17 protein-coding genes are annotated in these 20,017 nt (G+C 45.3%); 12 read left to right on the top strand and 5 right to left on the bottom strand.

Annotated elements, in window-relative coordinates:
* Nucleotides 1-346 precede the first annotated feature (346 nt).
* From FEM33_RS07755 to FEM33_RS07740, 4 genes are all read left to right on the top strand, one after another.
* Nucleotides 347-2,272 carry a PfkB family carbohydrate kinase gene (locus FEM33_RS07755; RefSeq protein WP_139011488.1) on the top strand — a complete coding sequence of 642 codons (1,926 nt, stop codon included), beginning with the start codon at nt 347-349 and terminating at the stop codon, nt 2,270-2,272.
* A gap of 262 nt (nt 2,273-2,534) precedes the next feature.
* Nucleotides 2,535-3,722, top strand: coding sequence for a sialidase family protein (locus FEM33_RS07750; RefSeq protein ID WP_139011487.1), 1,188 nt, complete (start codon nt 2,535-2,537; stop codon nt 3,720-3,722).
* A 51-nt stretch (nt 3,723-3,773) separates the two neighbouring features.
* Entirely contained in the window at nt 3,774-6,005 is a 2,232-nt protein-coding gene (locus FEM33_RS07745; RefSeq protein WP_139011486.1) for a hypothetical protein, read from the top strand.
* Between the two features lie 54 nt (nt 6,006-6,059).
* Nucleotides 6,060-7,391, top strand: a complete 1,332-nt coding sequence (locus FEM33_RS07740; RefSeq protein ID WP_139011485.1) for a DUF3748 domain-containing protein — start codon at nt 6,060-6,062, stop codon at nt 7,389-7,391.
* 29 nt (nt 7,392-7,420) lie between these two features.
* On the opposite strand, the gene FEM33_RS26840 is transcribed toward FEM33_RS07740, so the two are convergent.
* Complete coding sequence (locus FEM33_RS26840) at nt 7,421-7,555, bottom strand: hypothetical protein (protein WP_262711977.1); 135 nt, start codon at nt 7,553-7,555, stop codon at nt 7,421-7,423.
* 24 nt (nt 7,556-7,579) lie between these two features.
* Nucleotides 7,580-7,975, bottom strand: a complete 396-nt coding sequence (locus FEM33_RS07735; protein WP_229214136.1) for a Uma2 family endonuclease — start codon at nt 7,973-7,975, stop codon at nt 7,580-7,582.
* 227 nt (nt 7,976-8,202) lie between these two features.
* Between FEM33_RS07735 and uxuA the strand changes: the two genes are divergently transcribed.
* Genes uxuA through FEM33_RS07715 form a run of 4 tightly spaced genes read left to right on the top strand, consistent with a single transcriptional unit; the run spans nt 8,203 to nt 12,559 of the window.
* Nucleotides 8,203-9,435 carry a mannonate dehydratase gene (gene uxuA / locus FEM33_RS07730; protein ID WP_139011484.1) on the top strand — a complete coding sequence of 411 codons (1,233 nt, stop codon included), beginning with the start codon at nt 8,203-8,205 and terminating at the stop codon, nt 9,433-9,435.
* Nucleotides 9,436-9,456: 21 nt separating this feature from the next.
* Nucleotides 9,457-10,242 (top strand): SDR family NAD(P)-dependent oxidoreductase, encoded by a 786-nt coding sequence (locus FEM33_RS07725; protein ID WP_229214135.1) that lies wholly within the window; start codon nt 9,457-9,459, stop codon nt 10,240-10,242.
* A gap of 16 nt (nt 10,243-10,258) precedes the next feature.
* On the top strand, nt 10,259-11,098 hold the full coding sequence (locus FEM33_RS07720; RefSeq protein WP_139011483.1) for a ThuA domain-containing protein: 840 nt from the start codon (nt 10,259-10,261) through the stop codon (nt 11,096-11,098).
* A gap of 27 nt (nt 11,099-11,125) precedes the next feature.
* On the top strand, nt 11,126-12,559 hold the full coding sequence (locus FEM33_RS07715) for a Gfo/Idh/MocA family protein (RefSeq protein ID WP_139011482.1): 1,434 nt from the start codon (nt 11,126-11,128) through the stop codon (nt 12,557-12,559).
* A 47-nt stretch (nt 12,560-12,606) separates the two neighbouring features.
* Here the strand turns inward: FEM33_RS07715 and FEM33_RS07710 are convergent, their stop codons facing one another.
* Nucleotides 12,607-13,467 carry an AraC family transcriptional regulator gene (locus tag FEM33_RS07710; protein ID WP_139011481.1) on the bottom strand — a complete coding sequence of 287 codons (861 nt, stop codon included), beginning with the start codon at nt 13,465-13,467 and terminating at the stop codon, nt 12,607-12,609.
* Between the two features lie 306 nt (nt 13,468-13,773).
* Between FEM33_RS07710 and FEM33_RS07705 the strand changes: the two genes are divergently transcribed.
* The 3 genes from FEM33_RS07705 (at nt 13,774) to FEM33_RS07695 (ending at nt 16,396) form a co-directional block, all read left to right on the top strand.
* Nucleotides 13,774-14,202 carry an META domain-containing protein gene (locus FEM33_RS07705; protein ID WP_139011480.1) on the top strand — a complete coding sequence of 143 codons (429 nt, stop codon included), beginning with the start codon at nt 13,774-13,776 and terminating at the stop codon, nt 14,200-14,202.
* Nucleotides 14,203-14,578: 376 nt separating this feature from the next.
* Nucleotides 14,579-15,415, top strand: a complete 837-nt coding sequence (locus tag FEM33_RS07700) for a sugar phosphate isomerase/epimerase family protein (RefSeq protein WP_139011479.1) — start codon at nt 14,579-14,581, stop codon at nt 15,413-15,415.
* Nucleotides 15,416-15,535: 120 nt separating this feature from the next.
* On the top strand, nt 15,536-16,396 hold the full coding sequence (locus tag FEM33_RS07695; RefSeq protein ID WP_139011478.1) for a pirin family protein: 861 nt from the start codon (nt 15,536-15,538) through the stop codon (nt 16,394-16,396).
* 97 nt (nt 16,397-16,493) lie between these two features.
* Here FEM33_RS07695 and FEM33_RS07690 read toward each other — a convergent pair whose 3' ends face one another.
* Together FEM33_RS07690 and FEM33_RS07685 are read right to left on the bottom strand one after the other, a co-directional pair.
* Nucleotides 16,494-17,936: a glycoside hydrolase family 125 protein gene (locus tag FEM33_RS07690; protein ID WP_139011477.1), complete on the bottom strand. Its 1,443-nt coding sequence runs from the start codon at nt 17,934-17,936 to the stop codon at nt 16,494-16,496.
* A gap of 146 nt (nt 17,937-18,082) precedes the next feature.
* A complete protein-coding gene (locus FEM33_RS07685) occupies nt 18,083-18,637 on the bottom strand; it encodes a GNAT family N-acetyltransferase (RefSeq protein ID WP_139011476.1) in 555 nt (184 codons plus the stop codon).
* Nucleotides 18,638-18,874: 237 nt separating this feature from the next.
* On the opposite strand from FEM33_RS07685, the gene FEM33_RS07680 reads away from it, so the two are divergent.
* Complete coding sequence (locus FEM33_RS07680) at nt 18,875-19,999, top strand: Gfo/Idh/MocA family protein (protein ID WP_139011475.1); 1,125 nt, start codon at nt 18,875-18,877, stop codon at nt 19,997-19,999.
* Nucleotides 20,000-20,017 lie beyond the last annotated feature (18 nt).

The raw sequence follows: 20,017 nt of genomic DNA, 5'->3' as shown, positions 1-20,017 counted from the left end.
GCGCTGTTACGGACTGTATTACTGCTATTGTTCACTAAATCTGCGCTTCCATTTTTACGGAATAAAAACAATTGCGTAAAATTATTTTTTATTCCGGCAATTCCGGCCAGGTTAACTTATACTTAACAATTATTTAAACCCGGCCTTTTTGTTTGCTTTCGGACAACCGCTTTCAACTGAGCGTAAATATAATTTAGACGTGTTTTTTAGGCTTTGGTAACATAATTTTCAACTATTTATTTGAATAAAGTAAAAACAAATAGCCCGACAGGTTACTCATGAAGTATATAATCGGGAAAACATCAAGTTAAGTACGAACAATACGTAATCGGGTCGCTTCATGGTCATGCTTCAAAGTCGTATCTCTTCTGTTCTGGAAAAAATAGCACACGTCAAAGTGGCCGTGTATGGCGATTTCTGTCTGGATGCATACTGGATTATGGATGAACGAGGCTCAGAAATTTCCATTGAAACAAGCCTTAAGGCAGAAGCTGTTGCCCGGGATTATTATTCTCCCGGCGGAGCAGCCAATGTTGTCGCCAATCTTTCGGCCCTGAACCCTGCTTTGATCAGGGTAATCGGTGTGGCCGGCGATGACATGCACGGAAGGGAACTGGCCGCACAGCTGAAATCACTTGGCGCCGATACCGAAGCATTCTTTATACAGAAAGAGGATTTCAGCACTTACTGCTATCTGAAAAGACTTGTAAACGGCCGCGAAGAGCCCCGGATTGACTTTGGCGTTTACAGCAAAAGAAGCGTTGAAACCGACCGGCATATACTGACTGCGATTGAAGCTGCCTTACAGGAATGTGACGCGCTGATTTTTAACCAGCAGGTTACCGGAAGCATCAATAATGAATCCTTTATTGAACAGGTTAACCGGCTTTTTGAAAAGTACAGTAATAAAATCATCATGCTTGATTCACGGCATTTCAATCACCGGATAGAAAATACGTATCTGAAGGCGAATGACCGCGAAATTGCTTCCTTAAACGGATTGTATATCAGCCCGGAAGAAAATATCCCGATTGCAGATGTCAGGAAATACGGCAGGACTGTTTATGAAAAGTCCCGGAAACCTGTTTTTGTAACCTGCGGCGAAAGAGGGATCATTGCATTTGACGAAACGGGCAGCTATGAAGTGCCGGGCCTTCAGCTTAAAAGCAGACTTGATACGGTTGGTGCCGGAGATACGGCAGTCAGTGCGCTGACATTATGCCTGGCGGCCGGCATTTCACCAAGAGAATCGGCACAATTTGCCAATTTTGCAGCTGCCGTAACGGTGCAAAAGCTGTTTACGACCGGCACGGCAAACGGACAGGAAATTATCAGCATCAGCAAAGAGCCGGATTTTATTTACAACGCAGATCTGGCCCAAAATGATAGAAGTGCGGTATTTATTCCTGAAACGGAATTTGAAATCTGTACATCGGAAATCCTGGAAAAAACAGGACATATACGCCACGCGGTTTTTGACCACGACGGAACCATCAGTACACTGCGTCATGGCTGGGAAAATATTATGGAACCTGTTATCATGCAGGCCATACTGGGCGATCATTACCATAAAGTTGATTCAGCAATTTTTTGCAATATCCAGCTGCAGGTCAGGGAATTTATACATAAAACAACCGGAATCCAGACCATTTACCAGATGGAAGGGCTTGTTCAGATGGTGCGTGAACATGGCTACGTTCCGGAAGATCAAATTCTTGACAAATTCCAGTATAAATCGCTTTACAATAAAGGATTGCTGGAAATGGTCCGCAACCGCATTGAAAAGCTGAGAGCCGGCGAACTCGATAGTGCAGATTATACCATAAAAGGTGCCGTTGCTTTTTTAAATGCGCTGAAAGAAAGAGGCGTAACCTTGTATCTTGCCAGCGGTACGGATGCTGAAGATGTCAAAAATGAGGCGCAAATACTTGGTTATGCAGATTTGTTTGACGGCGGCATTTTCGGTGCAATGCAGGATTACACCAGATTTTCCAAAAAAATGGTCATTGAAAAGATCATTCATGACAATCAACTTCATGGAAATGAACTTGCCGTTTTTGGTGACGGGCCTGATGAAATCCGTGAAGGAAGACGTGCCGGCGGTATTGCTGTGGGAATTGCCAGCAATGAAGTGCAGCGTTTTGGTCATAATCCGGCCAAGCGCCCGAGGCTGATCCGAGCCGGCGCACATGTATTGATCCCGGATTTTTCCCAGCATCAAAAGCTTGTAGCCCTGCTTTTTCAGGAAAATGTAAATTATGCCAAAGCATGACGGGCTCTTCTTCCAGCGTTTTCTGCAGGTTAGTTCTCTTGTCCACACTTCGGATTCTTTTTTCCTGCCAAAAAGGGAAAAGTGCTGTTTTGGAAAAGACTGTTCATCAGACAAAAGCATCCTGGCTGGAACAGGATATTTTGAAATGATTTCGGAATAATTTATAAAGCCACAAATACACCAATCAACACGAACAAAAATATCAGTGCCTTTTTCGTGTATTCGTGGCTGATTGGAAAGTACAAATAACCTTGTCGGTTAAATGAAGGAAATAGTATTTACAGCGGTCCTGATTCTGTTTACAATCAGCACATTTGCGCAGGAAAAAGTCATTAAAAACCAGATGCTTGTATTTCCTCCGCAGGAAAAACACGTACACGGAAGCAGTCTGGTCAGCTTGCCGAATGGCGATTTTCTAGTGGCATGGTTTCAGGGAAGCGGCGAACGTACAGCAGACGATGTCATGATTATGGGATCCAGACTGAGAAAAGGATCCAAAAACTGGAGTGAACCATTTGTAATGGCCGACACTCCGGGCATTCCCGATTGCAATCCCGTACTTTTTATGAATGCGGACAAAAAACTGTTTCTGGTCTGGATTGCAGTACAGGCCAATGCATGGGAACAATCCATCCTGCGCTTTCGTACCTCGACAGATTACAGCAACAGCGAAGCACCCCGCTGGAACTGGCAGGACAATATCCTGCTGAAGCCAGACGACCGTTTTGCAGAAGAAGTAGAAAAGAAATTTAAAGAACTTCCTGAAAGCACGCTGGGCTGGGCGGGATATGCGCCAAAATATGATCAGATGATTATAGAAGCAAGCAAAGATGCCCGGAAACGAAGCATTGGCTGGATGACGCGCATCAAACCGCTGCTGATGGAAAACGGAAGGATTGTACTGCCGCTCTACTCTGACGGGTACAATTTTTCTATAACGGCCATTTCAGAAGATCATGGCAGTACATGGAAACCCGGCCTGCCCATAGTTGGACGCGGGCCGATACAGCCGGCAATTATACAAAGCAGAACCGGCAATCTGGTGGCTTACATGCGTGACAGCGGAGACGGCCCGGAACGGGTACATGTCAGCGAATCGGCAGACAGAGGACTAAGCTGGACAGCGTCACAGAAAACCGAAATCCCCAATACCGCGAGCGTGGAACTACTGGTTTTAAAAGATGGGAAATGGGCTTTTCTGGGAAATGACATAGCTGGCGGACGTTATCAGCTGAGCCTCCGTATTTCAGATGATGAAGGAAAATCGTGGAAATGGAAACAGTTTATTGAAAACGACCCTGCCGGAAAAGGAAGCTACTCGTATCCTTCCCTGATACAAACGGCTGACGGACTTTTGCATATGACTTACTCCTGGCATCCCGAAAAGCAGAAAAAATCGATACGGTATGTTGTTGTTGATCCGGCGCAAATTACACTCAACGGAAGTTAGTATAAAACGGCAAGGCATCCCGCCCGAGATAAATCCCTAAACCATACTTTAATGTACAAGAAATCACAATTACCGCTTTTATCCTGGATTATAATTGCCGCAGTACTTTTCAGCATTGAAACAGCAGCACAGCATATTTATCAGGATGAGCCTTTTTTGCAGGATTACAGCATAAAATTCTATGCCGACACCTCAAAGCATGATTTACTGAAAGTACGCACAGACCGCAACGGAGTAATCAGCATATGCTCGAAAAACGGACTGATAAAACCTGCCAACGGAAAATTTCAATGTCCCGGAATAATTACAGCCGACCATTCTTACCGGTTTATGAAAGATAAAAAGATAGCAGCACTGGAAAACTATGAAAACCAGTTCGTATATCTTACCGATTCAGTTGTTTTCAGCAATGCATGGGCAGGAAATTTGTTTTCCAGACACAGTCTTCCGAAAGCCCGCTGTTTTGCCGGAGGAACCGCATTCTCGTTTCTGGTTTCAGATGGAAAAACCCTTCAGTTGATCCGGAATTCCGAAATGCTGTGGAGCGGCAATCTGCCCGACGATGACGTTTCTGAAATCAGATTTCAGAAAAGTACAGATCAGTTCTGGATTCTGGGCAGCAAATCCCTTTATACTTTCACACCCGGAAACAACCAGCTGACCAAGGTTCTGGACGGCAGCAATTTCACCTGTTTTGACATAGCCGGTCAGAACAGAAAAATATTTATAGGCACTTCTGACGGATATATTGAATTTGATATAGCAACAAAAAAACAGATCGGAGAAACATTTAAAAAACTTCCTGCCACCAGAATAACAGCTGTTAAGGAAATCAATGAAAAAATCTGGTTCGGAACCGATCAGGGCGCATTTGTACTCAGGCCGGACGGCAAATTTGATTACTATTACGGCGAACGATGGCTGCCCGGAAATGTAGTTACAGACATCGCAGCCGGCCCTGAAAATTCGGCACTCATTCTGACAACCAAAGGGCTTGGACAGATTATTTTCAAAAACATCACCTTGGAAGAAAAGGCCCTGATTTTTGAAGAGCAGGTGCGGCTGAGACATATCAGAAACGGCTTCAATGCATCACTCGTCAATATTCATCATGGCGATCTCACAACGGGCTACATGGAAGATTCGGACAACGATGGCTTGTGGACTTCCATGTATCTGGGCGGGGAAGTTTTCAGGTATGCCGTTACCAAAGATCCGGAAGCTTTGCAAAACTGCCGTGAATCGCTCGATGCCATGGAACGGCTGTATACCGTCACTTCCATTCCCGGGTTCCCTGCAAGATCATTCGAACGCTCCGGCCACATGAAGGAACTGAATGATAATGAGCGCTGGCAACATGCAAAGGATCCCGAATGGGACTGGAAAACGACAACCAGCAGCGATGAAGCGATCGGGCATATTTTTGCATTCGGCGCCATGGCCGAACTGATTGATGAGCCCGCAATAAAAAGCCGTGCAATCATACTTATTGATACACTGATGTCAAACATCATCAAAAACAACCTTTATCTCATTGATTTTGACAGCAAGCCGACCCTGTGGGGCAAATGGAACCCCGAATATGTAAATTCATTTCCGGTTAATGTCGGAGACCGGAAACTGAACTCTTCCAATATTATTGCCATGCTGCAGACTGCTTACCATTTTACAAAAAAGGAAAAGTACAAGTCAAAGGCTTTTGAACTGATGACTAAAAACGGCTATCTCGAGAATATGATGCGGCCGATGCAAGGAATCGGCCAGGCACCTCAAAATGCAAATGAACATGCCAGGCTGATTTCTGACGGCTGGAACCATTCCGATGACGAAATGTACTTTATCGGTTACTGGGGCCTTTACCGCTATGCCTTCAACGATACGCTTAAAGCAAAATACAAAGAAACAATTCTTGACCACTGGCAAATAGAAAGGCCCGAAAAAGAAGGTGCATGGAACATTTTCACCGCGCTTACAGGAACAGAAGATTTTGACCTGAACGAAGCAGTTTGGTATTTACAGAAACACCCGCTGGACCTGATCGACTGGAATGTAAAAAACAGCCATCGGAAAGACATTGAAAGCCTTCCGGATAATTTCCGCAAACAAACGATAAAAGAAGTGCTGCCGCCGGATGAACGTCCTGTACAGCGGCACAATGCAAACATGTTTAGCCTGGACCAAAACGGCAATAATGGCGGATCGGAATACAGTGCAGGGGACATCTGGCTTTTACCTTACTGGATGGGCAGGTTTCTGGGTGTCATTACTTCACCCCGGAAATAATTGCCGGTGCGGACACTTTGTATTAAACTTACGGCTTTACTGATATCGCACGTTATGCTTTTCTGCCGGCCCGAACAACATTTTGAAGAAATACAGCTTACGAACGATCCGGGTTATCATCACGACCTGGATAATAACGATAACTTTTCCCCTGATGGAAAATGGCTCGTTTACGATACCAGAACAGACTCCGGCGGCATTGCCGAATCTTCAAAAATTGAAAAAGTAAATGTAGGCAATGGAGAAAAGCAGGTCCTTTTTGAAATAAAAAATAACCAGGCATGGGGTCCGGGTGTGGGTGCAGTCAGTTACAGCCCGAAAAAAAATGCGATCGTTTTTATTCACGGGCTTGCCGGCAGCACAAAGGAAAACCCGTATCAGCAATGGAGACGAACCGGAGTTATCATTTACGAATCCAGTCCCGGCACTCCCGTGTATATGGATGCCCGCGATGTAACTTTTCCATTTACGCCCGGAGCATTGCGCGGCGGAACGCACCGTCATGAATGGAGCGGCGACGGACAATGGATCGGATTTACATACAATGACGCCATTTTGAAAGCACTGGAAGATGCAACCGGAAAGAAAAGAAACCTTCGGACAATAGGCGTTTCCAAAAGAATAAAACAGGTTATTGTAGATAAAAATCAGGAAAACGTTTCCGGCAGCTGGTTCAGTGTACTTGTAGTCCGCGTGGTACCTGAGCCTGTGCCGGGGTCCGACGAAATCAGCCATGCGGCCAGTGACAGCTGGGTCGGAACAAACGGTTATGTACGCCGGAATGGAAAAAGGCAAATTGCAAGGGCATTTATCGGAACAGTGAAAGATGAACACGGCAACGAAGTTAATGAGGTTTTTATCGTTGACATTCCCGATGACATTACGCAGCCCGGCATACACGGGCCACTCGAAGGAACTGCTGACGATTTCCCGATGCCTCCCGAAGGTGCGGTGCAAAGAAGGCTGACTTTCACCGCAAAATTTCGGTATCCGGGATGCAGAGGCATTGTGCGTTCTTCACCGGACGGAAGTTCAATTGCCTTTATTGCCAAAGATAGAACCGGCGTTGAACAGGTTTTCCGGATATCTCCCGAGGGCGGCGAACCGGAACAATTAACTGAACATGGTTCCGATATAACCGGCAGTTTAAGGTGGCATCCGGACGGAAAGCACGTAAGTTATGTCTGGAACGGAAGCATTATATTGTGCAAAGTAGGAAAAGAGCCCTTTACAGAACGAATCCTTGCATTAACCGATTCCACCAGCCCGGCTCCAACCAATACAGTATGGTCACCGAATGGAAAAACAATCGCTTATAACCGGTTAGTAAAACCTGAAAAGAACGGCAACGCCACGCAGCAGATATTTCTGGTGAAAATAAAGTAGTATCAAATCAGCACTGTATTGTTTTCAGGCTAAAAAGCTACTTTTTTATAAATGGCACTCACCGGAATTTCAATGCTGAAATAAGACAGCGGAATAACATCTTCCATTTTGCTGTAAAGCTCCACATACCAGCGTTCGCCTTCCCGAATGTAAATTTTAATCAAACAGCTTTCCTGTTCTGCAATCAGTTAATACTGCAAAGACGGAATAGATAAGTATTCATTCAGTTTGGTAGTGCGGTCTGTTTTCTCGGAACTTACTGAAATGACTTCAGTAATTAAAACAGGCTCCGTAGCATATTTTATTTGATTGCCGCTTTCCTTAAAAATAAGGAAATCCGGAATACGAAAAACTTTTCCTTCCTTAACCTGAAGCTTTACGGCATTCTGAACAAATAAATATGCTTGGTCTTCAAGAAGCCCGCGAATGTAAAAGTGTATGTTTCCAGCAATCTGGTTAGCAGCAACGGATTTTGCCGGTATCTCTATAATATCTCCGTTTACATATTCAAAGCGCCCTTCATGCGATTCGCAGAAGGTAAAGTATTCTTCCAGAGTATAAAGTTTTTCGGCAACAGCTTCCATAATAATCTGCTTTTATTCAAGAATACTCAATTCTTGCAATATTTTCAGACTAGTCATCAGGCATACTTTCCATAATACCCGAATACTTTGCAAATGACAAAAATCTGTTTTCATACGGTAAGACAAATCCAATTCCGTAGCTTGATAAAAGACAATAATTCTGCCGGCTGTCAGGGGGAAATCAGTTGGATTGCGTCTGGTATTTATGCATTAATCTTACAAATTTTATGATTCATACCATGCGCTGGTTTGGACCGAATGATCCGGTTTCCTTGATGGATATACGGCAAGCCGGATGCTCGGGAGTAGTGAGCGCGTTGCATCAGGTTCCGGTCGGGGAAATATGGACAATTGACGCTATCAGGGAAAGAAAAAACCTTATTGAAGCGGATAACGGGCATTTTACTGATCTGAATTGGCTCGTAGTGGAAAGTCTTCCGGTTCATGAACACATCAAAAAAGGGCTTCCGGACAGGGAACTTTATATCGAAAATTACAGGCAATCACTCAGGAACCTGGCTGCGTGTGGCTTGAAAACGGTTTGTTACAACTTTATGCCCGTACTTGACTGGTCGCGTACGGCACTGGACTATCCATTGCCGGAAGGACATAAAACGCTGCGGTTTGTCTGGGAAGATTTTGCGTTGTTTGACCTTTATATTCTTAAAAGACCGAATGCCGCAAATGATTACGAACCGGAAATCCGGCAGGCAGCACTTGACAAATTTCAAAGCATGACAGCCGAAGAGATGACGCTGCTTACCAATACGGTTTTGCTCGGGCTTCCGGGTTCGGAAGAAGCATTTGACCTGAACGGATTTCAGGATTTACTCGATGCTTATGCGCATATTGATGACAGACAGCTGCGTGAAAACCTGTATTATTTTATAAACCAGATTGCACCGGTTGCGCAGGAATGCGGCATAAACCTCTGCATTCATCCCGATGATCCGCCGGCATCGCTGCTCGGGCTTCCAAGGGTTGTAAGTACAGAAAACGATCTTCTGCAGTTAATGAACGCATGCCCGCTGAGAGCCAACGGCATTACTTTCTGCACCGGTTCGCTGGGCGTAAGAGAAGACAACGACCTTGTAAAAATCATCGGACAGTTTGGCGACCGGATTCATTTTGTGCATTTGCGAACGACAAAAAGAGAAGCAGGTACCCGAAATTTCCATGAAGCGCCGCATCTGAACGGAGACGTGGACATGTATGAAGTTGTAAAAGCGCTGATTCAGGAAGAACAAAAGCGGAAAATAGCCGGCATCAGCGATCCGCAACTGCCGATGCGCCCGGACCATGGTTTTCAGATGCTGGACGATCTGCATAAAAGAACCTATCCGGGCTATTCTGCCATTGGCCGCCTGAAAGGACTGGCTGAGCTGCGTGGCCTGGAAATGGGAATCACGTATACTTTTTATCCTGAAACCCATGCCTTATCTTTTGCAAACCAGCTTTAATATAAAATTACTTTCAGTCAAATGATGCCAGTTGCTCAACAGGAAATATTACACGATGTCTTTTCACTTCAGGGAAAACTGGCGCTCATTACCGGCGGCGGAAGCGGGATCGGATTTTACATTGCTCAGTGCATGATCCGTGCAGGCGCAAAGGTTGTTATCACAGGAAGACGCGAAACGGTTTTGAAAGAAGCAGCCGAAACGCTCGGACCGAATTCAAGGTATTTTGTCAATGACATTACAAGGCTGGATACCATTCCGGAACTCATCGCAGACATTGAAACCCGAGAAGGCCCGATTGATATTCTGGTCAACAATGCCGGAATCAATATGAAAAAACATGCCGTTGAGGTAACCGATCAGGAATTTGACCGCATTGTTCAAACCAACCTGCATGCGGTATTTGCCATCACTCGCGAATGCGGCAAACGGATGACGGAACGCAGGCAAGGCTCCATTATCATGATTACTTCCATGGCTGCATTGTACGGAATTGACCGCGTGGTGGCTTATTCAGCTTCCAAATCGGCCGTTGCCGGAATGGTGCGTGCACTGGCCACAGAATTTTCTCCGCATCATGTAAGGATAAATGCCGTCGCTCCGGGTTTTATAGAAACACCCATGATGCTGACCGCCATGAACGGCGATCCGGCAAGACGTGACAAAGCCATGGACCGCACGCCGATGGGAACCTGGGGAAAACCGGACGATGTGGGCTGGGCGGCTGTATTTCTGGCATCGCCGGCAGCCAAATTCATTACCGGCGTTTCGCTGCCGGTGGACGGCGGCAATTCAATCGGATTTTAAAACGAATATGGATAAAATGAAAAAAGTAAACCGTCTGGCTTATTCCGTTTGTTTCCTGCTGATTTTCTGCACTTTTGCTTCAAATCATTCATACGCACAGAAAATCAGGTGGAACAAGGTAAAAATCTTGTTTTATACCAAAAACGGAAAAGGCTACGTGCATGATAACCTCGCAAGTTCCGTAACGGCCATACAATTGCTAAGCAAGCAGCACGGATTTGCCGTTGACGTTTCGGATGATCCTGCCGTTTTTACCGATGACAATCTCAAACAATATGATGCACTTGTTTTTTCCAATACTAATAACGACGTGTTCGACACCGATGCACAGCGCGTTGCATTGATGCGCTACATGCAGGCCGGCGGAAATTTTGTCGGGCTGCATTCTGCCTCGGGTACGGAGCGAAAATGGCGGTGGTTTAAAGATATGCTCGGCGGAACGTTCTTCTGGCATGAACCCGGTCAAAGTTTTACGGTGAAAATTCTTGACAATAAAAACCCTGCACTTGCGCATTTGCCCGCAGAATGGAAGCGCGAAACGGACGAATTCTATTTTGTAAAGGAAATGGCCGTTAACCTGCATGTGCTGGCCGTAAATGACCATACAACGATTCAGAAACCGGCAGGAAAAGCGCTGGACACTTTCGGCACTGTATTTCCTTCCGTCTGGTGGCATGAGTACGACGGAGGCCGCGCATTTTATACTTCGCTCGGGCACCAGAAAGAAGATTATGAAAAAGAAGATTTGAAAAAGCATATTCTTGGCGGAATTGAATGGGCAATAGGTCCACAGAAACCAAGAAATTACAGTAAGGCTTACGCTACAAGCCCGAACGATGAAGTACGCAAAAAGTAATTCTGAAAAACATTAATCCTGAATCCGGTGAAAAACAACAGCGAAAATAACCAGGACAGAAGATCCTTTCTTAAAACTGCCGCTTCCGGTACAGCCGGCATCCTTGCAGCATCCATGTTTCCGGCCATTGTTCCGGCAAGTGTTTTCGGTAAAAATGCACCCAGCAATAAAATTCAGATCGGACAGATCGGGATCGGGCGCATAGCAACCACGCATGATTTGCCCGAAGTGATGAAGAACGAAGTTGCGCATGTGATGGCTGTGGCGGATGTTGATAAAAACCGGCTTGCACAAGGCAAACTATGGATTGAAAAGAAATACGCGGATAAAACCGGTAAAGCCGACTATGTAAATGTCAAAACGTATGATGATTACAAGGAGTTGCTGGCCAACAAGGAAATAGACGCCGTTATCATCAGTACGCCCGATCACTGGCATGCACAGCCGGCGATGGAAGCTGCCGTGGCCGGAAAGCACATTTACATGCAAAAACCGACGTCGCTTACCATCAAGGAAGGCAGGATAATGGCGGATATGATCAAGAAAAAGAAAGTTGTTTTCCAGCTCGGCAGTCAGCAGCGTTCCATGAACCCGTGGCCGCAGTTTAAAAGAACCTGTGAACTGGTACGAAATGGACGCATCGGGCAGCTTAAAAAAGTGTACGTCGGCCTGCCGGGCGATCCTGCCGGCGGCAATCCTGAAAAAATGCCTGTTCCTGCCAATCTGAATTACGACATGTGGCTAGGCTCCACGCCAGAGATTTATTATACGCTCGACCGTGTGCATTCGCAGACCAACATCAACGACCGTCCGGGCTGGCTTCGTCTGGAACAGTTTGGCGCGGGCATGATCACAGGCTGGGGTTCTCACCACCTGGATATTGCGCATTGGGGCATGGATACCGAACTCACCGGTCCGATTGAAATTGAAGGCAAGGCCACTTTCCCGCCGGCAGGCTCGGGCTTGTGGAACGTTCACGGCGATTTTCTGGTGAATGCAAAGTATGCAAACGGCGTGGAAATGGAAATCGGCGGCACCAATCCGAACGGGATCAAGTTCGAAGGAACGGACGGCTGGATTTTTGTTTCAAGAGGCAATGTCGGTGTAACTGCATCCGATCCCGGTGCTGCTGAATCGGCCAAACAGAATGAGGCGTTTTATGCAAGCGACAGCAAAATTCTGGGTTCCGTTATTCAGCCCGATGAAATTCGTTTATATGAAAGCCCTGAACAGCATCAGAACTGGCTGGAATGCATTCAGAACGGCAAACAAACCATCAGTCATGCCGAAATTGCACAGCGTTCCTGCTCCGCATGTCTGATTGCACATACCGCAATGAAACTGGGAAGAAAACTTACATGGAACCCGGAAAAAGAAGAGTATATCGGTGACGCCGAAGCAAACGCCATGCTTTCAAGGCCGCAAAGAGCGCCTTACGGAACGAATTATGTAAAAGGCTGATAAATAAGCAGAACAAAAGCTAAATGATTCAACAAAAACCCTTTTAATCAATAATTTCCTTTGTACTCCCTTGGCGTGTGGCCAATGTAACGCTTGAAGTTCCGGTTGAAATTGGACAAAGAATCAAACCCGCTGTCGTAGGCAATCTGGGCAATGGTCCATTTGTCTTCCAGCAGCAATTTGCAGGCATGCCCGATCCGGATTTCATTTACAAAATCGATGAACGTCTTGTTTGACCTTGCCTTGAAATAACGGCAAAAAGCAGCTTCCGTCATTCCGGCCAATGACGCGACATCGCCGAGCCTTATTTCCTGTGCAAAATGCTGAAGTACATAATTGTGAACTTTCTGCATGCGTTCGGTTTCCGAAACTTTGTAGGTATTCACGTAACCGTAACTGGAAATCGGCGAACCGCCCGGATCATGTGCAAGCTTGTGCAGCAAGGCAAGCAGCTGAATAATACTTTGAAAACCTTCCTGATGCATCAAAGACATCAACTCGGAGCGAATGTGTTCGCGTAGCGAGCCTTTGTATTCGATTCCTCTTTTGCTGTCCAGCAGCAGCTGCCGCAAGGCAAGCATTTCAGGTTTTTCCAGAAAATCCCTGCCCAGAAAATCTTCCTGAAAATACAGTACAACCCCGTGCGTAAACAACGCAGAATCGTTTTCAAAATAAGCCGGGTCACTGCGCCATAAATGCGGAACGTCGGGTCCGAGAAACACGGTATCGCCCGGGCCGAAAGTCTGTACGGAATCACCGATAAGCCGCTTGCCGGTTCCTTCCAGAACCGTAAAAAGCTGGTAATGCGGATGAAAATGCCAGTTTGGGTCAAAATAAGCGGCTTTTAGTTCCTGTATGGTTACGGTTCTTACCTGACTTTCGATGTTTTTATGAATTGGCGCCTTCATTTCTTACCTTATTTTACCTTCAAATATCATCAAATGTGAATATAAATGTCAAAATAAGGTCAGTAATTCTTTTCTTTTTGTGCTTACAGCAAAAAGAAAGGTCAGTTTCATGCGAGAGGAATTAGCAAACGGCGAAAGAAAATTTACCTGAAATTCGTTGTAATAAACGCGTTAAATGAAACGGTCCGGAGTGCTTTTACAGGTTAAATCCGGTATAATATTTTCAGGAATGATGCTTGTTTCGGCCAAACGCAAATGCCTATTGGAATATTTATATTAAATCCTCATCTTGTTATAATAACTACAATGAAAAATCTGATACATAGGACAGTATTCGTACTGTTTACAACCCTGACAGTCAGCTGTGGAAAAACCACCACAATCAGCAGTAATCTGGAACTGACCGGAACATGGAAGCTGGAAAGCATCGTGCAGGAATCCGACACGATCAAAAAACCGAACCCACCCAAAGGTGCAATGGATATTGTCTTGAATTTCAAGGAGAAAGGAGAACTGGAAGGAACGACTTCAACCAATTTCCTGACCGGCTTTTACGAAACAGCGCAGCAAAATACAATCCAGATCGGTGGAGGCGGAACGGAAAGAGCGGAAACATCCTGGGGAAATTTGTTCATCAATGCTTTACCTAATGTCAATTTATACGATTTAAAAACAAACCAGCTTGTTTTATATTACGAAAATAACAATCAGATGATTTTCAGCCGGGTGCAGTAGATAAAACAGAATAATGCAAAAAGGCAGTTTCGTTTATGATCGGAAACTGCCTTTTTTTACGCTTTCCAAAAACGGTTTTATTTTGTTCCGGTATTCATTTACAATTACAGAATATATCAATATGCAGTCAGTACTAATCAAAAGCGAATAAAAACACTGTATTTTTTTATTGTAAAATTGTACGCATTTCGATCCGGGTATTTGCCTGAAAGCGATTGAGCGTTTCCGTTTTTACAACTTGCTCTCTGCCAGAACCTGATCTTTCTGAAAACCTGAAGCCAATGGCCGGCAGCCACTTGTAACAGCATATTTGATCTGAATATTTTTATTATCAATCCGGGCAATTGTAAAGATTGAACGGCAAAAACCAATTTGAATGAAGTACAGCATGAATCTCCTGCTTTGGGGAAATCAAATAGACGAAAGCCTTTTCCCAACGCTTGAACTGATCAGGGAAATAGGGTTTGACGGCGTGGAAGTTCCGATTTTCAATACCGATCCTGCGCATTGGTTTAATTTCAGAAAGAAACTCGACGATCTCGGACTTGCCTGTGAAACGGATACCATCTGCGGCCCGGACGAGCATCTCATCAGCGCTGATCCCGCCATGCGAAGACATACCGTTGAACATCTTAAGAAAGCGCTTGACTGCTCGCTTGTTCTGGGCGCAACCAAATTAATGGGCCCTTACCATTCGGCATTAGGCGTATTTTCGGGCAAGCCGGCAACAGAAGACGAATGGAAATGGGGAATTGAAGGCATCCGGGAAGTTGCAGATTATGCCGAATCGCTGGACATCACGCTCGGGCTGGAATACCTGAACCGTTTTGAACTGTATCTTACAAGCTGCGGCGATGAACTGATCCGCTTTGTGGATGAAGTAAATCATCCCAACTGCAAAATCATGTTCGATACTTTTCATGCCAATATTGAGGAGAAAAACATCGGCGACACCATGCGCAAGGCCGGCGACCGGATTTCATTTATCCAGCTTTCTGAAAACGACAGGTCTACGCCGGGAAAAGGAAACGTGGACTGGACGGGAATTTTTCAGGCAATAAAAGACATCCGATACGACGGCTGGATCAGTATCGAGGCATTCAGTCCCAAACTTCCGGTTGCGAATATCTGGCGGAAAATGTTTGAATCCGAAGAACAGCTGATGCGCGACGGACTTGCTTTTATCAAATCCGGCATTTCGGGAGCCCAGTAAGAATATAGTCAAATTAATCTATAGCGGCAACAATTGACCGCTATACTTTTGAATAGTCCGTACATAAACTATTTTCTTTCAGATTACATTAAAGTCTGAAAGAAGTATAAAAACATAGTTATGAAAACGATTAAAAATATATTCAGGGCCGTCCGGGCGGACATGGGCGGACTTGTAACCTATCGCGTTATGCCGTCGCAGGAAGTCGCCATTGATGACCTCGAACCGTTTCTTTTTCTTAATCATCACGGGCCGCAGACGTATCCTTCCCGGAACAGAGGTTTGCCTTTCGGACCTCACCCGCACAAAGGTTTTGAAACGGTTACATTTATCGTGGAAGGAGACATTGTTCATACGGACAGTACCGGCTATAACAGCAAGATCGAGGCCGGAGGAATTCAATGGATGACTGCGGGAAAAGGCATTATTCATTCTGAAAATTCTTCGAAAGAATTCCTGGCCAATGGCGGGAACGTGGAAATTCTTCAGCTTTGGGTTAATCTGCCGGCCAATCTGAAAAATACGGAACCGGCCTATACGGGTTTGCAAAAAGATGACATTCCGCATATTGCGCTGGATGAAGGCAAAGTTGTTGCTGATGCTGTTTCCGGTGAATGGTTTGGACAAAAAGGCAGCCTGCAATCCATTGCGGATGTACACATTGCCACAATCGGTTTTCAGAAAGGCGGCAAAATCAATGTAGATATTCCCGAAGGACGTACGGTTCTGTTTTATGTAATTCAGGGAAAACTGAACGTAAACAATGAAGAAGTAAATAAACTGGAACTGGTTGAATTTGATACAGAAAACGGGGAAATCCAGGTCGAAGCCAAAGAAAACAGCCTGCTGCTGATCGGTCATGCAAAGCCGAACCATGAACCGGTTGTTGCGCAAGGCCCTTTTGTCATGAATTCGGAATATGAAATCGAACAGGCTTATCAGGATTATCAGCGCGGAAAGTTCGGGAGCTGGAAGCATTAGGCAATTGATTTACAATAAAAAGAAGCCGAAATCATGCGATTCCGGCTTCTTTCGTTAAATGCATTTTCAATTCAGTGATAAGCTGTAACAAAATGGCTCAGTAAACCTTGGCCAGCAAATGCGGCCTTTCTTTTTCAAGTTTCAGAATCAGCTCTCCGAACAAGGTATTTACCCATGCAAACCATTTACGGGTGAATTTGGACTGGTCGTCTTTGTCAAAGGATTCATGCATGAAACCCGTATGATTATGCGTTGTTTTCAGCAATTTCAGCTGCGCTTCAATTTCCTTGTCGTCCGTTGATGTGATCGCACGCGCAATGATTCCCATCGGCCAGATCTGATTGACCAAAGTATGCGGACTGCCCAGCCCTTCGCCTGCTTTTCCTTTAAAGAAATAAGGATTGGAGTCACTCAGCACAAACTTTCTGGTATTCATATAGATCGGATCTTTCACCGGCATGGCGCCCAGATACGGCATGCTGATCAAACCCGGAATACCTGCATCGTCCATCAGCAGATAGTTGCCGAAGCCGTCCACTTCAAAAGCATAGATTTTACCAAATTCCGGATGCGGATATACGGCGTATTTTTTCAATGCATTTTCAACTTCCAGCGCCAGTGCCCGGAAATCGGCAGCAAGCGCGGCATCCTGCCCTCCTGCGGAGCCGCCCGTTTTTTCCAGCAGCTCGGCTATTTCACGGAAAGAAACCACTGCAAAGAAATTGGACGGAATGAAAAAAGGATAAATCGCGGCATCATCCGACGGTCGGAAAGTACTTGCAATCAGGCCGTTCGGCTTAACCGGATTTCCGTATCCGTTTCCGGGAACCGTATCCGTCGACCATGAAGTAACGCGTCCGAATTTGTAAGGACCCGGACCGTCTTTCCGCTGCTGTTCTTTGCAGGTTTTCAGGATCAGTCCCATTGCTTTTCGCCAGTCCGCATCAAAAGGCTTCGTATCACCCGTTATTTTCCAGTAATTATAAGCCAGCCTGATCGTGTAACAAAGTGAATCCAGCTCCCATTTGCGTTCATGCAGCATCGGTTTCATATCCGTGGCATCCTTTGTCCATTCGCTCTCTTTCGGCCGGTCATAAAATGCATTGGCATAAGGATCAATGTTGATGCATTTGGTCTGTCTGTTGATCAGGCCGGCCACCATGTCTTTCAGTTTGCTGTCTTCTTTCAGCAAAGGCAAGTACGGCCATACCTGCGCCGTACTGTCGCGCAGCCACATGGCATCAATATCGCCGGTGATTACGAAGGTATCGGGCTTGCCGTCAATCGGTTTATAATGAACAGTTGTATCAATCGTATTGGGAAAACAGTTTTCAAAAAGCCAGGCCAGCTCCGGATCTTTGATCACCTTTTTCATCCGGGTTATCGTTGCTTCCACCGCCGGACTTGTAAAACTGCGCTTGTCCGCAGGAATCCGTACAACCGGAAAGTCTGCAGCATTTTTGGCAAATGACCACTGCGAAGCAGCGATTCCGGCCACTGCCAGTGCACCGGTTTTTATGAATGTTCTTCTTTGAAACATGGATTCAGGTAAAAATTTGAATTCTTAAAAAATTTAAAGAAGCAATTTAGGTAAATTTCCTTCACATCCTTTTAAGAAGCTCAAACCTGCATTCCGGTTTCTGGATAGAACAGACAAAATCACAGACTCCGGTTATCAGAGTTCAGTTACAATACTTTTTTAACCATATGGAAATACCGGTGACCCAGAAAATCCTTTTCTCCGGCCACTTCAAAACCCAGCTTTTCATACAGCCTTTTTGCCTGCGGATTTACCTGATCGACAATCAGGCCCACACGTTCAAATCCTGATGCAGCAGCTTTGTCACAAATGGCAAGGATCAGCTTTTTACCAACTCCTTTCCCCTGATGTTCCGGATGAACGCTAACACAATCGATGTAAAATTCACCGGCTTCGGTTTCATCTTCGGGCGTAAATTCAGGATTTGATTCACGTAATTTGTCCACAACCGGCTTTCTCAGTTCATGCAGCCTTGCTCCGTCATAACCCGTTACAGAGCCGATTACCATTTTTCTATCTTCAAAAACCAGCGTATTGGTATAACTGTACTGGTTATTATCCGCTTCAAAAAACGCATGAAAGAAAGGAATTGCATCCGTATAATTTGCTGATCCGGCAAAAATGCCTGCAATATGGTCCATTGCAAGAACAAGTAACGGAGCCACAGCAGGCGCATCTTCGGGTAAAGCGGAACGTATCATAGGAACTAAGTTAAAAGTTATGGATGACAGCAGTAATTTCAAGCATTATTTTGCAATTAAATTTCACATCAATTAAAAAAAGATCAAAATACAGTCAGTACTAATCAAAAGACGTAAAGTTTTTAGTATTATTTTGCTTTAAAATTGTATTGTCAATCCTATGTTCTTTCGTTGAGGAAATTACCTTGTCATCTGCTTCCTCAAACCTGTAAACCGAATCATTAACCTGTAATAAATATGTCTCAAAAAATTAATGTTGCTATTGTCGGACTGGGCTTCGGAGCCGAATTTATTCCTATCTATCAGCAGCATCCCAATGCCAATATGTATGCAATATGCCAGCGTACGGAATCCAAACTGAATGCTGTCGGCGATCAGTACGGAATTGATGTACGCTACACCAGTTACGATGACCTTCTGAATGACCCGAATGTAGATGCTGTACATATCAACTCACCAATTCCGAATCATGCCGAACAAACACTGAAAGCCCTGCGCGCCGGAAAGCACGTTGCCTGCACGGTACCCATGGCAACAAGCGTGGAAGATTGCATGGAAATTGTAAAAGCTACCAAAGAATCCGGAAAAAAATATATGATGATGGAAACCGTGGTATATGCACGGGAATTCCTGTTTGTAAAAGAACTGTACGAAAAAGGAGAACTCGGCAAAGTGCAGTTCCTGAAAGCAAGTCACCAGCAGGATATGGAAGGCTGGCCCGATTACTGGCCCGGATTGCCTCCGATGCATTATGCAACGCACTGCGTAGGTCCCGTTGCAGGTTTGCTGAAACTGGAAGCCGAATATGTTTCGTGTTTCGGATCGGGAACGATCAGTGAAGATCTTGCAAAGATCCACAACTCGCCGTTTGCCGTTGAATCCGCGCATATTAAATTCAAAGACAGCGATTTGTCGGCTTATGTTTACCGTTCATTATTTGATGTGGCGCGTCAGTACCGCGAAAGCTTTGAGGTTTACGGAAGCAAGAAATCATTTGAATGGCCGCTGATCGAAGGCGAAGATCCTGTAATCCATACAGCCAAAAAGCCGGAGCACGAAATTGCAGAACGCGTGACAACGCCCGATTATGCACATTATCTTCCGGAAGAAATACGTCACTTTACCGGTCACGGCGTTTATAACCTGGATGACAACGCCCATTTGTCGTTTGTACAGGGCGGCGGCCACGGTGGTTCGCACCCGCACCTTGCACATGAATTCATCAGCGCATTGATTGAAGACCGTGATCCTTTCCCGAATGCAGCACAATCGGCAAACTGGACAAGCGTGGGAATTCTGGCACATGAATCGGCATTGCAAGGCGGCGCATTGATCCAGCTGCCGGATTTCAAGAATGTCTGAAATGAGAAATCAAACAAA

This window comes from Dyadobacter flavalbus, from assembly GCF_006149045.1.
Taxonomy (GTDB): Bacteria; Bacteroidota; Bacteroidia; order Cytophagales; family Spirosomataceae; genus Dyadobacter; species Dyadobacter flavalbus.
Note: the sequence above shows the minus strand (reverse complement) of the source record. Positions and strands in the feature narration are given on the sequence as shown.

Excerpts from the sequence above, each read along its gene's own strand:
- FEM33_RS07755 (WP_139011488.1), top strand. The coding sequence starts at position 347 with ATGCTTCAAAGTCGTATCTCTTCTGTTCTGGAAAAAATAGCACACGTC.
- FEM33_RS07750 (WP_139011487.1), top strand. The coding sequence starts at position 2,535 with ATGAAGGAAATAGTATTTACAGCGGTCCTGATTCTGTTTACAATCAGC.
- FEM33_RS07745 (WP_139011486.1), top strand. The coding sequence starts at position 3,774 with ATGTACAAGAAATCACAATTACCGCTTTTATCCTGGATTATAATTGCC.
- FEM33_RS07740 (WP_139011485.1), top strand. The coding sequence starts at position 6,060 with ATGCTTTTCTGCCGGCCCGAACAACATTTTGAAGAAATACAGCTTACG.
- FEM33_RS07735 (WP_229214136.1), bottom strand. The coding sequence starts at position 7,975 with ATGGAAGCTGTTGCCGAAAAACTTTATACTCTGGAAGAATACTTTACC.
- uxuA (WP_139011484.1), top strand. The coding sequence starts at position 8,203 with ATGATTCATACCATGCGCTGGTTTGGACCGAATGATCCGGTTTCCTTG.
- FEM33_RS07725 (WP_229214135.1), top strand. The coding sequence starts at position 9,457 with ATGATGCCAGTTGCTCAACAGGAAATATTACACGATGTCTTTTCACTT.
- FEM33_RS07720 (WP_139011483.1), top strand. The coding sequence starts at position 10,259 with ATGAAAAAAGTAAACCGTCTGGCTTATTCCGTTTGTTTCCTGCTGATT.
- FEM33_RS07710 (WP_139011481.1), bottom strand. The coding sequence starts at position 13,467 with ATGAAGGCGCCAATTCATAAAAACATCGAAAGTCAGGTAAGAACCGTA.
- FEM33_RS07705 (WP_139011480.1), top strand. The coding sequence starts at position 13,774 with ATGAAAAATCTGATACATAGGACAGTATTCGTACTGTTTACAACCCTG.
- FEM33_RS07700 (WP_139011479.1), top strand. The coding sequence starts at position 14,579 with ATGAAGTACAGCATGAATCTCCTGCTTTGGGGAAATCAAATAGACGAA.
- FEM33_RS07695 (WP_139011478.1), top strand. The coding sequence starts at position 15,536 with ATGAAAACGATTAAAAATATATTCAGGGCCGTCCGGGCGGACATGGGC.
- FEM33_RS07690 (WP_139011477.1), bottom strand. The coding sequence starts at position 17,936 with ATGTTTCAAAGAAGAACATTCATAAAAACCGGTGCACTGGCAGTGGCC.
- FEM33_RS07685 (WP_139011476.1), bottom strand. The coding sequence starts at position 18,637 with ATGATACGTTCCGCTTTACCCGAAGATGCGCCTGCTGTGGCTCCGTTA.
- FEM33_RS07680 (WP_139011475.1), top strand. The coding sequence starts at position 18,875 with ATGTCTCAAAAAATTAATGTTGCTATTGTCGGACTGGGCTTCGGAGCC.